Here is a 14,167-nt window from a genome sequence, read left to right on the forward strand (position 1 = left end):
CACCCCCGGGGCCTGCCGCTGCAGAACGTCGGCTGAACGTGCGGCTCATCGCCGATGGGCGATGAGAAGGCGTCTCAGCTGATGTTCTGCGGGCGTCAGCGGTCCTCGGCTCCGCTGCCCTCGTAGTCCGCGTCGGTGATGTGCTCGGCCCAGGCCGTCGTCGTCGACGGATCGTCGGCGGCCTCGAGCACGGCGAGGTGCTCCATGAAGACGCCGGGCGCGGAGGCGTGCCAGTGCTCCTCGCCGGGCGGGGTGTAGAGGGTCTGGCCGGCGTGCACCTCGAGGATCGTGCCGTCGCGGCCGCCGAAGCGGGCGACGCCCGAGGTCACGTGCAGGTACTGGCCGCGGGCGTGCGAGTGCCAGGCGGTGCGGGCGCCGGGGGCGAAGCGCACCCGGGCCATCGTGGTGCGCTGGTCGGCGTCGTGCGGCACGACGATCGTGTCGAGCCAGACGTCGCCGGCGAACTGCTCGGGCGGGTTCTTGACGGTGGGGGTCGTCGGTTCGATGTTCATCGGGGTCCTTCTTCCGCGGTGGCGGCGGGCCGGGCGTCCGCCTCCGTCGCCACGCTAGGCCGGGGTCGGCGCGCGGGACAGGCCCTGGCGGTACACGTTCCGGCAGGGCCTGTCCCGCGCGGGGACAGCGGTGTGGAGTGGTCGGGATCCCCCTTCCCCCCGCCCCGAGGAGACCCCGTGCCCGAGACCACTCCCAGCCCGCTCCGCGCCACCATCGGCGACCTCGCTCCGAAGATCGTCCAGCTCACCGAGGACGTGCTCTTCGGCGACGTGTGGGAGCGCCCCGAGCTCGCCAAGCGCGACCGCAGCCTGCTCACGCTCTCCTCGCTGCTCACCGGCGGGAGCACGGTGCAGCTCGACGCGCACATCCGCATCGGCCGCGACAACGGGCTGACCGAGGCCGAGATCGTCGAGGCGTTCACCCACCTCGCCTTCTACGCCGGCTGGCCCAAGGCACTCTCGGCGATCGACGTCGCGAAGCGCGTCTTCGCGGAATGAGCACGCGCCGCAGCACGCGCCGCTCCGTCTCGGAGCCGCTCGTAGGGTGGTTCCGGAACGACCTCGACGAGCGGAGACGACGATGACCCACGCGCAGGACGACGAGCGCCGCCAGGCGGTGGCGGGGCCGACCCGCTTCTTCGGCGACGAGGCGTTCGAGGACGACGGCGGCACGACGCTGCGCTGGCTCGGCATGGCCGGGTTCCTGCTCACCTCGCGCGGCACCTCGCTGATGATCGATCCGCTGCTCGGCGGCTTCGACATGCCGGTGCTGATCGACTTCCCCATCGCCGCCTCCGCCGTGCCGCGGCTGGACGCGGTGCTGGTGACCCACAGCGACAACGACCACTTCAGCCGGCCCACCTGCCGGGAGCTCGCGCCGGTGACCACCGCGTTCCACTCGACGCGCTACGTCGCCTCGGAGATGACCGCCGAGGGACTCCCGGCGCACGGGCACGGGATCGACGACGCGTTCGAGGTCGGCGGCGTGGGCGTCCGGCTGACCCCGGCCGACCACGCCTGGCAGAACGCGTTCCCCGAGCCGGGGCAGCGCTTCTTCGAGGAGGAGGACGCCTGCGGCTTCTGGCTCGAGACGCCGGACGGCACGGTCTGGGCACCCGGCGACTCGCGGCTGATCCGCGAGCACCACCTCACCGGGCCGAGCCCCGACGTGATGCTCTTCGACTTCTCGGACAGCGAGTGGCACTTCACCTTCGAGGGCGCGATCGAGATGGCGGACGCGCATCCGACGTCGCAGCTGCTGCTGCACCACTGGGGCTCGGTGGACTCGCCGGACTTCGCGCCGTTCAACGGCGACCCGGCCGACGTGCTGCGCGCGGTGTCGCATCCGGAGCGGGTGCACGTGCTCGCGCCCGGCGAGCCCTTCCGGCTGGCTGGAGCGTCCCGGCTGAGCTGAAGGGCCCGACCGGATCGCCCGGCGGTCGCCGCGCTCAGACCGCCGGCTGCGCCGCGGGGAGCACCAGGGCCGAGCGGCGGCCGAGCAGCCAGACCGTGAGCGCGAAGCCGCTCAGCACGGCGCCGGCGATGCAGACCGCGCCCCAGCCGCCGTGGGTCCAGAGGAAGGACGCGAGGGCCGAGCCGAGCGCGCCGCAGACGAAGTTGGTCGTGACGAACGCGGTGTTCAGCCGGCTGCGCGCCGACGGATCGACCTGGAACATCCGCGACTGGACGAGGATGTTGTGGCCCTGGATCGCGACGTCGAGCACCAGGATCGCGACGATGACCGCGACGATCGAGCCGCCTCCGACGCCCGCAATCACGAAGGACAGCAGCACCGCCGCCCAGGCGACGCCGATCGCCGGGAGCGCTAGGCCGCGGTCGTGCAGGTGCCCGGCGCGCTGAGCGGCGATGGCGCCGGCGAGGCCGATCAGGCCGAAGAGGCCGATCGTGCCGACGTCGAAGGAGAAGGGCGGGGCGCTGAGCAGGAAGGTCAGCGAGGTCCAGAACATCGTGAAGACGGCGAAGGACGTGCCGCCGAGGGCGAGGCTCCAGCGCACCGAGCGCTCGCGGCGGACGATCGCGAAGACCGAGGCGATCAGGGCCGGGTAGCGCAGGCGGGTGCGCGGCGGGAGCGACGGGATGGCCCGGGCGAGCAGGACCGCGAGCACGACGCCCGCGACCGCCGCGACCACGTAGACGGTGCGCCAGCCGGCGGCCTGGGCGACGAGGCCGCTGATCGTGCGGGAGACGAGGATGCCGGTCAGGATGCCCGAGACGACGGTGCCGACGACCCTGCCGCGGGTGGCGTCGTCGGCGAGGTCGCCCGCGAGCGGGGCGAGGATCTGGCCGGCGACGGTGGTCAGGCCGACGAGCGCGAGGGTCGCGACGAGCACGGCGAAGGTCGGGGCGAGCGCGCAGGCGAGCAGGGCGAGGGAGGCGCAGAGCATCGCGGCGGGGACGAGGACGCGGCGGTCGAGCACGTCGCCGAGCGGGACGAAGAGGAGCACGCCGAGGGCGTAGCCGAGCTGCGTCGCAGTGACGAGCCAGCCCGCGGATCCGGTGCTCGTGCCGAGGTCGGTGGCGAGGAAGTCGAGCAGCGGCTGGGCCCAGTAGAGGTTGCCGACGGCGACGCCGCCCGCGATCGCGAAGAGGAGGGTGGTGCGGCGGTTCACTCGGCGGTCCTGTCGGCGGAGGCGGGGTGCGCGGCGGGGGTGTCGGCGCTCTGGGTCGCCGACCAGCTCGCGAGCAGCTTCAGGGCGTCGTCGCTCGGCGAGCCCGGCTCGGCGCTGTAGATCAGGAAGTCGAGGCCGGGGTCGCCGAGCGGCTCGAACGCCTCGTAGCTGAGGTGCAGGTCGCCGACGATCGGGTGGTGGAAGAACTTGCTGCCGCTGGCGTGGTGGCGCACCTCGTGGGCGCCCCAGCGGGTGCGGAACTCGTCGCTCCGGGTGGACAGCTCGCCGACGAGCGCCTGGAGCTCGGCGTCGTGCGGGGCGCGGCCGGCCTCGGTGCGGAGGATGCCGACGGTGATGTCGGCGGCGGTGCTCCAGACCGGGTAGAACGCCTCGGCCAGCTCGCGCTGCAGGAAGGCGAAGCGGGCGAGGTTGACCGGGCGCTCCGGGAGCGCGTAGAGGTCGGCGTAGAGCGCGCGGAAGAGGTCGTTCTCGACCAGGACGTCGAGCCGGCCGTTGCGGACGAACGCGGGGGCCGAGGTGATCGACTCGACCGCGAGCCGCATGCTCGGGCGGACGGCGGCGGGCGCGCGCCGGCGGGAGCGCAGCGGCGAGCGCTCGGCGGTGCGGGCGAGGTCGAAGAGGTGCTCGCGCTCGGCGCGGTCGAGGCGCAGGGCGTCGGCGAGCGCGGTCAGCACCGACTCGGACGCGCCGCGGAGGTCGCCGCGCTCGAGCCGCGAGTAGTACTCGATGCTCACGCCGGCCAGCTGGGCCACCTCGCTGCGGCGCAGGCCGGGGACCCGGCGGTTGCCGCCGGCGGGCAGCTCGACCTGCTCGGGGGTCAGCCGGGCCCGGCGGGAGGTCAGGAAGTCGCGCGCCTCGGGGTCGTTCGTCATGCCAGTCACGCTACGGCGCGGGAGCACGGCGAGGGATGCCCTGCGGGGGCACCGGTGCGGGCGGGCGGGTGCGGCGGGGGGCGACCTGGGGAGCGGCGGGCGGCAATTCATGCTGATCGAGTAGCCCGCGCAGCGGGCGTATCGAGATCCACCCGCATGCAGCACCACTGCTGAAGATCGTGGGTTTCGATACGCCCCTGCGGGGCTACTCGACCAGCATGCAAGCCCCCCCCCCGCGGACGGGATGCATGCTGATCGAGTAGCCCGCAAAGCGGGCGTATCGAGATCCACCGAAGGCGGGCGGCGTCAGCCGCTAGTCGCGGAGGGACGGGCGGCGTCAGGGGCGGTCGAGGCGGGGGGCGGCGGCCAGCAGGCGGCGGGTGTAGGCCTCGCGCGGGGCGCCGAGGACGGCGGCGGCCGGGCCCGACTCGACGAGGCGGCCGTCGCGCATGACGGCGATGCGGTCGCTCATGTGCGCGATGACGCCGAGGTCGTGCGAGATCAGGAGCAGCGCGAGGCCGTGGCGGCGCTGGAGGTCGTCGAGGAGGTCGAGGATCTGCGCCTGGACGGAGACGTCGAGGGCCGAGACGGGCTCGTCGCAGATCAGCACGTCGGGGCGGGTCGCCAGGGCGCGCGCGATCGAGACGCGCTGGCGCTGCCCGCCGGAGAGGGTGCGCGGGGAGCGGCGCTCCAGCGACGGCGCGAGCCCGACGCTCTCGAGCAGGGCCGGCACCGACTCCGCACCCGCGTCGCGCAGCAGGCGGCCGACGCTCCAGCGCGGGTCGAACGACGACAGGCTGTCCTGGTAGATCGCGCCGATCCGCGGGCGGAGCGGTCGTCGCGCACGCTCGGTCGCCGCCGACCACGGGCCGCCGTCGAACTCGACCGAGCCCGCATCCGGGCGCCGCAGCGCGAGCAGCAGCCGGGCGACCGTGCTCTTGCCCGAGCCGGACTCGCCGACGAGCCCGAGGGTCTCGCCGCGGCGCAGCTCGAGGCCGACGCCGTCGACGGCGGTGCGGGTGCCGCCGCCGGGGCGGGGGAAGCGGGTGACCAGGTCGGCCGCGCGCAGCAGCAGCTCGCCGGGCGGCGCGGGCGGGACGACGGGCGCGTCCGGATCCGTCAGCCGCGAGCCGCGCGGCCGCCCGGCCGGGACCGCGGCGACGAGCGTCCGCGCCTGGACCGACTCCGGCGCGCGCAGCACCCGCTTCGCCGGGCCGTCCTCGACGACCCGGCCGTCCGCGAGCACCAGGATCCGGTCGGCGAGCCCGGCGACGACGGCGAGGTCGTGCGAGACCAGCAGCAGCGCCCGGCCGCGCGCCTTCTGCTCGGCGAACAGCTCGAGCACCCGCGCCTGCACGGTGACGTCGAGGGCGGTGGTCGGCTCGTCGGCCACCAGCAGCGGCGGGTCGAGGGCGATCGCGGCGGCGAGCAGCGCGCGCTGGCGGAGCCCGCCGGAGAGCTCGCCGGAGCGGTCGCGCATCCGCTCCTCCGGGTCGGGCATGCCGACGCTGGCGAGCACCTCGGCCACCCGCGCCGACGCCTCCGCCGCGGAGAGCCGGGAGTGCAGGCGCAGCACGTCGCCGATCTCGCGGCCGATCGGGCGCAGCGGATCGAGGGAGAGCAGCGCGTCCTGCGGCACGAAGCCGACTCCGGCACCGCGGAGGCGGCGCAGCGTCCGCGCGCCCGCGCCGATCACCTCCTGGTCGCCGACCTGGACGCTCCCGGTCGCCGCTCCCCCGCTGAGACCGAGGAGAGCCCGCGCGGTGACGCTCTTGCCGGAGCCGGACTCGCCGACGATCGCGACGCACTCCCCCGGCTCGATGCGGAAGGACACCCCGTGCACGACCTCGACGCCGTCGAAGGCGACGCGAAGATCCTCGACGACGGCGGCGCTGCCCGCGCCCGCGGCGCTCATCGCGCACCCCTCAGTCGGCCGCCGAGGACCGTGGTCGCGAGCGTGGTCAGCACGATCGCGAGCCCCGGGAACACCGTCAGCCACCAGGCGCTCGAGAGGTAGGTGCGGCCCGCGGAGAGCATCGCGCCCCACTCCGGCGCCGGCGGCTCGGCCCCGAGGCCGAGGTAGCTGAGCGCCGAGGCCCAGACGATCGCCTGCCCGACGCCGAGCGTCGCCAGCACCGCGAGCGGGCCGAAGGTGTTCGGCAGCACGTGCGCGAGCAGGATCCGCGGCGCGGAGTGGCCGAGCACGCGCGCCGCCTCGACGTAGCCGGAGTCGCGGATGCCGAGCAGCTGGGTCCGCAGGATGCGCGCGTAGCCGGGCGCGGTGGAGAGGCCGACCGCGACCGTCGCGGGGACGACTCCGGGGCCGGTGACCACGATGACCAGCAGCGCGAGCAGCAGTGCCGGGAAGGCGAAGAGGACTTCGAGGACCCGGCCGATCACTCCGTCGATGAGGCGGCCGCCGAACGCCGCGGCGACGCCCAGCACGGCGCCGAGCACCAGGCCGATGGCGGTGGCGCTGACGCCGATGAGGAGGGAGGCGCCGGCGCCGGAGATCAGGCGACTCAGGACGTCGCGGCCCGACTCGTCAGTGCCGAGGAGGTGCGCGGCGGAGGGCGGGTCGAAGGCGTCGCGCGGGGCGATGGCGAGAGGATCGAAGGGGGCGAGGAAGCCGGGGGCGACGGCCGCGAGCAGCAGGAGGACGACGAAGGCGAGGGCGAGCATCTCGCCGACGCGGAGGCGGCCGGCGGCCCGGCGCGCGGGGCGGGCGGCGCGCAGCTCGAGCTCGCTCATGCGCGGGCCTCCTGCGGGCGAGCGGCGGCGAGGCGCGGGTCGACGAGGCGGGAAACGAGGTCCGTCGCCAGGGTGACGACGATGTAGGCGAGGGCGGTGACGAGCACGACCCCGGTGACGACGGGGACGTCGCGGACGGTCACCGCGGCCAGCAGCGTGCGGCCGAGGCCGGGCCGGGCGAAGATCGTCTCGACCACCACCGCGCCGCCGATCAGGTAGCCGAACGCCCAGCCCGAGAGCGAGACGCCCGGCAGCACCGCATGGCGCAGCGCGTGCCGGAGCCGGATGCCGAGCTCGCCCTCGCCGCGGGCGCGGGCGGCGAGCACGAACGGCGACTCCAGCGCGTCGAGGAGGGAGCGGCGCATCACCTGGCCGAGGAAGCCGGCGAGCGGGATCGCGAGGGTCAGCGCGGGCAGCACGAGGCCGTTCGCGGAGCCGGTGCTGACCGGCGGGAACCAGCGCAGCGCGGTCGCGAAGACGGCGATCAGCACGGTGGCGAGCCAGAAGTGCGGGAGGGCGGCGGCGGTCAGCTCGAGGCCGGAGCCGATCGCGGCGGCGACCCGGCCGCCGCGGGTGGACCAGAGCGCGGTGGCGAGGGCGAGGATCCAGGCGAGGGTCAGCGCGAGAGCGGCCAGCAGGAGGGTGCCGGGCAGCTGCTGGCCGAGAAGGTCGGCGACGGGGGTGCGCAGGGAGTAGGAGGTGCCGAGGTCGCCGCGGGCGAGGCGGCCGAGCTGGGTGAGGTACTGCAGGAGGAGCGGCTGGTCGAGGCCGTACTGCTCGCGGACCGCGGCGAGCGCCTCCGGGGACGCCTGCGAGCCGGGGCCGCCGAGGATCGCCTGCGCGGGGTCGCCGGGGATCAGGCGGATGAGGAAGAACACGGCCGTCGCGACCGCCCAGAGCACCACGAGCGCGCCGCCGAGGCGGAGGAGGAGGCGGCGGATCATCGGAGGCTCCTCTCGGGGGTGCGGGTTCTGGCGGGTGGGTCTCGATACGCCGCTTCGCGGCTACTCGACCAGCATGGAGGCCGCTGCTCCACTGCTCGACCAGCAGGCGAACCATGCTGATCGAGTAGCCCGCGGAGCGGGCGTATCGAGATCCACCCTGCTGGACACGGCGGGTCTCGATACGCCGCGGCGCGGCTACTCGACCAGCATGGGGCCGCTGCGTGGCTGTCCGACCAGCACGGGGGCCACTGCTCGACCGGCGTGCGGATCATGCTGATCGAGTAGCCCTCGCAGAGGGCGTATCGAGATCCACCTTCCGACGGGCGCCGAGGGTCAGAGCCAGGCGTCCGCGAACCAGGGGGTCGAGACGGTGGCCAGGGCGGCGACGCCCTGGACGGCCGAGCGGTGCAGGTAGTGGTTCTGCTGGTCGTAGAGCGGCAGGATCCAGTAGCCCTCGAGCACGATCCGCTGGGCCTGCGAGTAGAGGTCGGCGCGCTCCGTCTCATCGACGGTCGCGCTCGCCTGCTCGAGCAGGGCGTCGAGGGCGGGGTCGTTCACCTGGGCGTGGTTGGCGAAGTAGCCGCTCGGCGCCGGGGTGATGCCGGAGGACGCGTAGAGGGTGCGCAGGACGTCGGGTCCGACCTTCGTGTACGGCGCGCTGACCAGCTCGTACTCGTTCGCCGCGAGCGCGGTGTACCAGCTGGAGAGGTCGAGCAGGCTGATCTGCACGTCGAAGCCGGCGACCTTCGCCGACGCCTGGATCTGCTCGAACAGCGACTGCTCGGCCGGGATCGACTGGTTGGTGCTGACCGGCAGGCGCAGGACGAGCGGCGCGCCGTCCTTCTCGCGGATCCCGTCGCCGTCGGAGTCGACCCAGCCCGCGGCGGTGAGGAGGTCCTCCGCGGCGGCGATCTCGTCGTCCGAGCCGGCGTCCTCGAAGAGCGACGGGTCGGAGTAGGCGGTCGCCTCGCTGCTCGACAACGGCGAGTACGAGCGCTCGGCGGTGCCGAAGAAGAGGGAGTCGATGGCGTCGTTGACGCCGACGGCGCGGATGAACGCCTCGCGCACGCTCTGGTCGTCGAACGGCGCCTGGCCCGAGTTGAGCTCGAGGCGGTTCACCGAGCCGGGGCGGGGCGCGTCGATCTCGACCAGGTCGGAGGCGTCGGTGGCGGCCGCGAGCGTGTCGGGCTGGGCGTTGTCGATCACGTCCACCTCGCCGGCCTGCAGTGCCGCGTAGCGGGTGGCGGAGTCGGGGATGAAGCGCCAGGTGATGCTGGAGAGGTAGGCGGGGCCGTCGTGTCCCTCGCCGGTCGGGCCGGTCGCGGCGTCGTAGTCGTCGTTGCGGGTGAGGGTCACGTGGTCCTGCTTGACCCACTCCGTCACCGTGAACGGACCGGTGCCGACGGGCGCCCCGCAGTTGGCCTCCTCGCCGCGGGCGATGCCGGCGGGCGACTCGATCGCGGTCCACGGCTGCGAGAGCGACTCGAGCAGCGCGCTGTCGGGGGCGCTGAGGGCGAAGCGGGCGACGGTCGGCGAGACGGCGGTGACCGACTCCACCTTCGCGACGGCGAGGTAGCCGGTCGAGGATTTCGTCGCCGGGTCCTGCAGGTGCTCGATGTTCGCGGCGACCGCGTCGGCGTCGAGCGGGGTGCCGTCGGTGAAGGTCAGGCCCTCGCGGAGGGTGAAGTCGTAGCTGAGCGCGTCGTCCGAGACGGTCCACGACTCCGCGAGCCACGGGGTGATGGTGCCGTCGTCGCTGCGCGAGACGAGCGACTCCAGGACCTGGGTCGCGAGCAGCGCCTGCGGGTAGTTGCCGCCGACGTGCGGGTCGAGGCAGGTGGGCTCGGCGTCGCCGGTCGCGTAGGTGAGGACGCCGTCGGCGACCGGCGTGCTGGAGTCTCCCCCGGCGTCGCCGTCGGACGCGGCGGTGCAGCCGGTCAGCAGGAGGGCGGAGGCCGCGAGGGCGGCGAGGGCGGAACGGCGCAGAGTCATGGCGGCTTTCGTCAGGAGGGGAAGCCGCGTTTCTTGGACCCGGCCCACTAAACGCTACCAGCGCGCTCAGCCTCCGGGCGGAGGTCCCCCGTTCTGCCCGTCTCCGCGAGATGCCACTTGGGTACGCGACACGCCGAGGAAAGCGTGCACAAGTGGCATCTCGCGGGGAGAGGCAGACGGGAGGGTCAGCCGGCGGTCGAGGCGCGGACGACGAGCTCGGGCTGGAAGACGACCTGGCGGGGCTCGGACTCGAGGAGCAGCTCGACGGCGGTCGCGCCGATCAGGGCGCTCGGCTGCCGGATGCTCGACAGCGGCACGATGGTCGCGGTCGCGAAGGCGATGTCGTCGTAGCCGATCAGCGCCACGTCCTCCGGCACCCGCAGCTCGCCCAGCAGCATCAGCCCCTGCAGCACGCCGACCGCGAGCAGGTCGTTCGCGCAGAAGACGGCGTCAGGGCGGTCGGCGGGAGCGCGCTCGGCGAGCGCCCGGCCCGCGGCCCGGCCGTCCAGCACGGTGAGCCCCGGCGTCGGCAGCACCTCGAGCGTCGCGCCCGGCACCGCCCCCACGGCCTCGCGCGCGCCGGCGAACCGGTCCGCGACCTGACGGATCGACTCCGGCCCGCCGACCACGGCGATCCGGCGGCGCCCGAGCCCGAGCAGGTGCTCGACCGCGAGCCGCCCGCCGGCGACGTCGTCGACCGCGACCGACGAGAACGCGCTGTCACCCGACTCCCGGTCGACCAGCACGCAGGGGATGCCGTGCGCGCGGAGGCGGTCGAGCCGCGCCGACCCCTCCCCCTGCGGCGAGATCAGCACCCCGCTCACCCGCTGCTCCTCGAACAGATCGAGGTAGGAGTCCTCGCGGTCGGCCTCGGCGTCGGTGCTCGCGAGGAGAACGGAGAGCCCCGCCTCGGCGGCGCGGGCCTGGGCCCCGCGGGCGAGCTCGGCGAAGAACGGGTTGCCGGCGTCGAGCACGACGAGCCCGATGCTGCGACTGCGCCCGGCGCGGAGCTGGCGGGCCGCGTCGTTGCGGACGAAGCCGAGCTCGGCGATCGCGGACTGCACCCGGCGGACGGACTCGGCGCCCACCTTCTCGGGGCGGTTGAGCACGTTCGAGACGGTGCCGACCGAGACTCCGGCGCGAGCGGCGACCTCGCGGACACTGATGGACGGCACATCGTCTCCTCGGGTCGTCGCGGATCGCAGGGCTGCGCGCGATCCGGGAATCATCTCATCCGGCGGCACCACGGGGGTGGCCCCTCTCTGCAGGCCTTTGACAGCCCGGGAAGCGGAGCGATACGCTCGCCCCACGGCGCTGTGAAACGATTCATACGGTGCCGCCCGGTCGGCGCTCCACCGCACGGCCGGATCGCCCCGCACAGAAGGACCCCGCCGTGACCGACCTCAGCCCCGACATCCTCCGCCAGCTCGAGCAGCAGGCGATCGAACTGCCCTCGTGGGCGTTCGGCAACTCCGGCACCCGCTTCAAGGTGTTCAGCACGCCGGGCACCCCGCGGACCATCGAGGAGAAGATCTCGGACGCGGCGAAGGTCAACGAGCTGACCGGCCTCGCGCCGAGCGTCGCGCTGCACATCCCCTGGGACAAGGTCGACGACTACGGGGCGCTGGGCGAGTTCGCCGCCTCGAAGGGCGTCGCGCTGGGCACGATCAACTCGAACACCTTCCAGGACGACGACTACAAGTTCGGCTCGCTCACGCACTCCGACCCGGTGATCCGCCAGAAGGCGATCGACCACCACCTCGCCTGCATCGACATCATGGACGCGACCGGCTCGCGCGACCTCAAGATCTGGCTCGCCGACGGCTCCAACTACCCGGGACAGCAGGACATCCGCGGCCGTCAGGACCGCCTCGCCGACTCCCTCGCCGCCATCTACGAGCGCCTCGGCACCGAGCAGCGCCTCGTCCTCGAGTACAAGTTCTTCGAGCCCGCGTTCTACCACACCGATGTTCCGGACTGGGGCACCTCCTACGCGCACGTCGCCGCGCTCGGCGACCGCGCCCTGGTCTGCCTCGACACCGGACACCACGCGCCGGGCACCAACATCGAGTTCATCGTCGCCCAGCTGCTGCGCCTCGGGAAGCTCGGCTCGTTCGACTTCAACTCGCGCTTCTACGCCGACGACGACCTGATCGTCGGAGCGGCCGACCCGTTCCAGCTGTTCCGCATCCTCTACGAGGTGGTGCGCGGAGGCGGCTACGGCCCGGACTCGCCCGTCGCCTTCATGCTCGACCAGTGCCACAACGTCGAGGACAAGATCCCTGGCCAGATCCGCTCGGTGCTCAACGTGCAGGAGATGACGGCGCGCGCGCTGCTCGTCGACCGCGCGGCCCTCGAGGAGGCCCAGCTCGCCGGCGACGTGCTCGGCGCGAACGGGATCTTCATGGACGCCTTCTACTCCGACGTCCGCCCCGCCCTCGCGGCCTGGCGCTCGGAGCGCGGGCTGCCGGCCGACCCGATGGCGGCGTACGCGGCGTCGGGCCACGCGCAGGCTCTGGCGGAGGAGCGCGTCGGCGGCACGCAGTCGAGCTGGGGCGCGTAGGTCTCGGCGGGAATCCGCGCACAACTCAGGCTCGAAAGGCCGATCCGACCGTTTCTCGACGGACTCGGGGCTTCCAGCCTGAGTTGTGCACGGTGGCGGGGTGTGACCGGCCGGCGAGCGGGGTCCTGAGCGCCGTCGGGTGCGGAATCCGAGGGCCGATCGGGCCGTCCGGCTGACAGAGACGAGCTCCGGCTCGCGGAACGAGCTCCGGCACGCTCATTCGCGGCGTTTCGACGAGCCGGAGGTGTTTTCGCGAGCCCGACGTCGCTTCCGCATCCTCCGGCACGCGGAACGAGCCTCGGCACGCAGAATCGGCCCGTTTCGACGAGCCGGAGGTGCTTCCGCGAGCCCGACGTCGCTCCGACGCCTTCCGGCACGCAGAAGCAGCTCCGGCTCGCGGAACCGCGGGATTACCGCGAGCCGGAGGCGATTCCGCGAGCCGGAGGTCGCGCCCGGGGTCAGAGCGCCGCCCGGAGGCCGTCGACCAGGTCGTGCTGCGCCTCGTGGCCCGCGCGGGTCGGCACCAGCGGGTACACGTGCAGCTGGCCGACCGCCTCGTGCAGCTCGAACGGCACTCCGGCCGCCGCCGCCTTCTCGGCGAGGACGTGCGCGTCGGGGTTCAGGACGTCGCGGGTGCCGGTGTAGACGCTCAGCGGTCCGAGGCCGGCGAGGTCGCCGAAGAGCGGACTGACGATCGGGTCGAGCAGATCGAGCTCGCCGCGCCACTTCTCGGCCAGGACGCGGCCGCCGGGCGTGCCGAGCCACGGATCGCTCGGCTGCACCTCCGGGATGCGCGGGTTGCTCCAGGAGAGATCGAGCGCGGGCGAGATCAGCGTGGTCGACGGCAGGACGACACCCTCGTCGCGGAGGGCGAGCGCCGTCGACAGCGCGATCTGACCACCCGCGGAGTCCCCGGCGAGCGCGGTGCTGCCGTACCGGTCGAGGCTCCGGTGCACCAGCGCGCGGACGCCGTCGCGCGCCTCGAGGGCGGTGCCGAACGGGACGAGCGGGTAGATCGGGAGAGTCACCGCGACCGAGGCCTCGTCCGCGATCCGCGCCGCCAGCCACCAGTGCTGCGGCGCGATCTCGTTGACCCAGCCGCCGCCGTGCGCGTAGACGACTCCGCCGCGGATCCGCTGCGGGCGGATCGTGTAGACGTGCCAGCCGCCGACCTGCTCGACGTCGACGCGGACTCCGGGCCGCAGCCGCGGGGGCGGGCCGTAGCGCGCGGGTCGGAGGGCGTTCTCGCGGATGCGCCGGCGAGCGCCGTCCGCGCTGACGAACGTGCGGTTGGCGCGGGCCAGGCGCAGGGCGAGCGGGACGAGGGCGTCGGGGACGGCGAGGGGCATGCCCCAGCATCTCCCGCCGGGATCAGCGGAGCCTGGGCGCTCCGGCGCGCGGCGGATGCGGGCGCGGCTCCCCTCGGCCAGGGTGGTGCGATGGACACTGCACCGCTGCTCACCTGGACCCTCGCGCAGGAGATCCCGGTCCCCGCCGACGTCGACTCCCTCCTGGTGGAGGGGGAGAAGGCGGTCGCGTCGTTCCGCACGCTCCGCGACTCCGCCACCTTCACCACGAAGCGGCTCATCGTGCGCGACGCCCAGGGGCTGACCGGCAAGAAGGTCGAGATCTACTCGCTGCCGTACAGCTCGATCAACATGTGGTCGAGCGAGAACGCGGGCACGTTCGACCTCAACTCCGAGGTCGAGCTGTGGACACGGGCCGGGCACATCAAGGTGAAGCTCGGGCGCGGAGCGGACATCCGCCGGCTCGACTCGCTGCTCGCCTGGGCGGTCCTGCACCAGCACTGACGCCGGCGGGCGCTCGCGCGAACCCGGCGTGACCGGTGTCGTCTCCGGCACGTGGGATGACCGTCGGCACG

General features: G+C 73.8%; 13 protein-coding genes. 4 read left to right on the forward strand and 9 right to left on the reverse strand.

Features of this window, described 5'->3' with window-relative positions:
* Nucleotides 1-95 precede the first annotated feature (95 nt).
* Entirely contained in the window at nucleotides 96-512 is a 417-nt protein-coding gene (locus C1I64_RS13835; protein ID WP_127887587.1) for a (R)-mandelonitrile lyase, read from the reverse strand.
* 177 nt (nucleotides 513-689) lie between these two features.
* Between C1I64_RS13835 and C1I64_RS13840 the strand changes: the two genes are divergently transcribed.
* Together C1I64_RS13840 and C1I64_RS13845 are read left to right on the forward strand one after the other, a co-directional pair.
* Nucleotides 690-1,010 (forward strand): carboxymuconolactone decarboxylase family protein, encoded by a 321-nt coding sequence (locus tag C1I64_RS13840; protein WP_123705558.1) that lies wholly within the window; start codon nucleotides 690-692, stop codon nucleotides 1,008-1,010.
* Between the two features lie 82 nt (nucleotides 1,011-1,092).
* A complete protein-coding gene (locus C1I64_RS13845) occupies nucleotides 1,093-1,926 on the forward strand; it encodes an MBL fold metallo-hydrolase (RefSeq protein WP_127887588.1) in 834 nt (277 codons plus the stop codon).
* A gap of 34 nt (nucleotides 1,927-1,960) precedes the next feature.
* Here the strand turns inward: C1I64_RS13845 and C1I64_RS13850 are convergent, their stop codons facing one another.
* The 7 genes from C1I64_RS13850 to C1I64_RS13880 form a co-directional block, all read right to left on the reverse strand.
* On the reverse strand, nucleotides 1,961-3,142 hold the full coding sequence (locus tag C1I64_RS13850) for an MFS transporter (RefSeq protein WP_127887589.1): 1,182 nt from the start codon (nucleotides 3,140-3,142) through the stop codon (nucleotides 1,961-1,963).
* Complete coding sequence (locus C1I64_RS13855) at nucleotides 3,139-4,035, reverse strand: helix-turn-helix transcriptional regulator (protein ID WP_127887590.1); 897 nt, start codon at nucleotides 4,033-4,035, stop codon at nucleotides 3,139-3,141. The genes C1I64_RS13850 and C1I64_RS13855 overlap by 4 nt, the downstream gene beginning before the upstream one ends.
* A 337-nt stretch (nucleotides 4,036-4,372) precedes the next feature.
* Entirely contained in the window at nucleotides 4,373-5,950 is a 1,578-nt protein-coding gene (locus C1I64_RS13860) for an ATP-binding cassette domain-containing protein (RefSeq protein WP_127887591.1), read from the reverse strand.
* Nucleotides 5,947-6,786 carry an ABC transporter permease gene (locus C1I64_RS13865; RefSeq protein WP_127887592.1) on the reverse strand — a complete coding sequence of 280 codons (840 nt, stop codon included), beginning with the start codon at nucleotides 6,784-6,786 and terminating at the stop codon, nucleotides 5,947-5,949. Before C1I64_RS13865 ends, C1I64_RS13860 begins: the two co-directional genes overlap by 4 nt.
* Complete coding sequence (locus tag C1I64_RS13870) at nucleotides 6,783-7,730, reverse strand: ABC transporter permease (RefSeq protein WP_127887593.1); 948 nt, start codon at nucleotides 7,728-7,730, stop codon at nucleotides 6,783-6,785. Before C1I64_RS13870 ends, C1I64_RS13865 begins: the two co-directional genes overlap by 4 nt.
* A 333-nt stretch (nucleotides 7,731-8,063) precedes the next feature.
* Nucleotides 8,064-9,722, reverse strand: coding sequence for an ABC transporter substrate-binding protein (locus C1I64_RS13875; RefSeq protein ID WP_127887594.1), 1,659 nt, complete (start codon nucleotides 9,720-9,722; stop codon nucleotides 8,064-8,066).
* Nucleotides 9,723-9,907: 185 nt separating this feature from the next.
* A complete protein-coding gene (locus tag C1I64_RS13880; RefSeq protein ID WP_243732844.1) occupies nucleotides 9,908-10,897 on the reverse strand; it encodes a LacI family DNA-binding transcriptional regulator in 990 nt (329 codons plus the stop codon).
* 218 nt (nucleotides 10,898-11,115) lie between these two features.
* Here C1I64_RS13880 and rhaI point away from each other — a divergent pair, with 218 nt between their 5' ends.
* Complete coding sequence (gene rhaI / locus C1I64_RS13885; RefSeq protein WP_208645129.1) at nucleotides 11,116-12,285, forward strand: L-rhamnose isomerase; 1,170 nt, start codon at nucleotides 11,116-11,118, stop codon at nucleotides 12,283-12,285.
* A 458-nt stretch (nucleotides 12,286-12,743) separates the two neighbouring features.
* On the opposite strand, the gene C1I64_RS13890 is transcribed toward rhaI, so the two are convergent.
* Nucleotides 12,744-13,634, reverse strand: a complete 891-nt coding sequence (locus C1I64_RS13890; RefSeq protein WP_127887595.1) for an alpha/beta hydrolase fold domain-containing protein — start codon at nucleotides 13,632-13,634, stop codon at nucleotides 12,744-12,746.
* A gap of 90 nt (nucleotides 13,635-13,724) precedes the next feature.
* Between C1I64_RS13890 and C1I64_RS13895 the strand changes: the two genes are divergently transcribed.
* Complete coding sequence (locus C1I64_RS13895; protein ID WP_123446854.1) at nucleotides 13,725-14,096, forward strand: PH domain-containing protein; 372 nt, start codon at nucleotides 13,725-13,727, stop codon at nucleotides 14,094-14,096.
* The last annotated feature ends 71 nt before the right edge of the window (nucleotides 14,097-14,167 follow it).

Source organism: Rathayibacter festucae DSM 15932, assembly GCF_004011135.1.
Taxonomy (GTDB): domain Bacteria; phylum Actinomycetota; class Actinomycetes; order Actinomycetales; family Microbacteriaceae; genus Rathayibacter; species Rathayibacter festucae.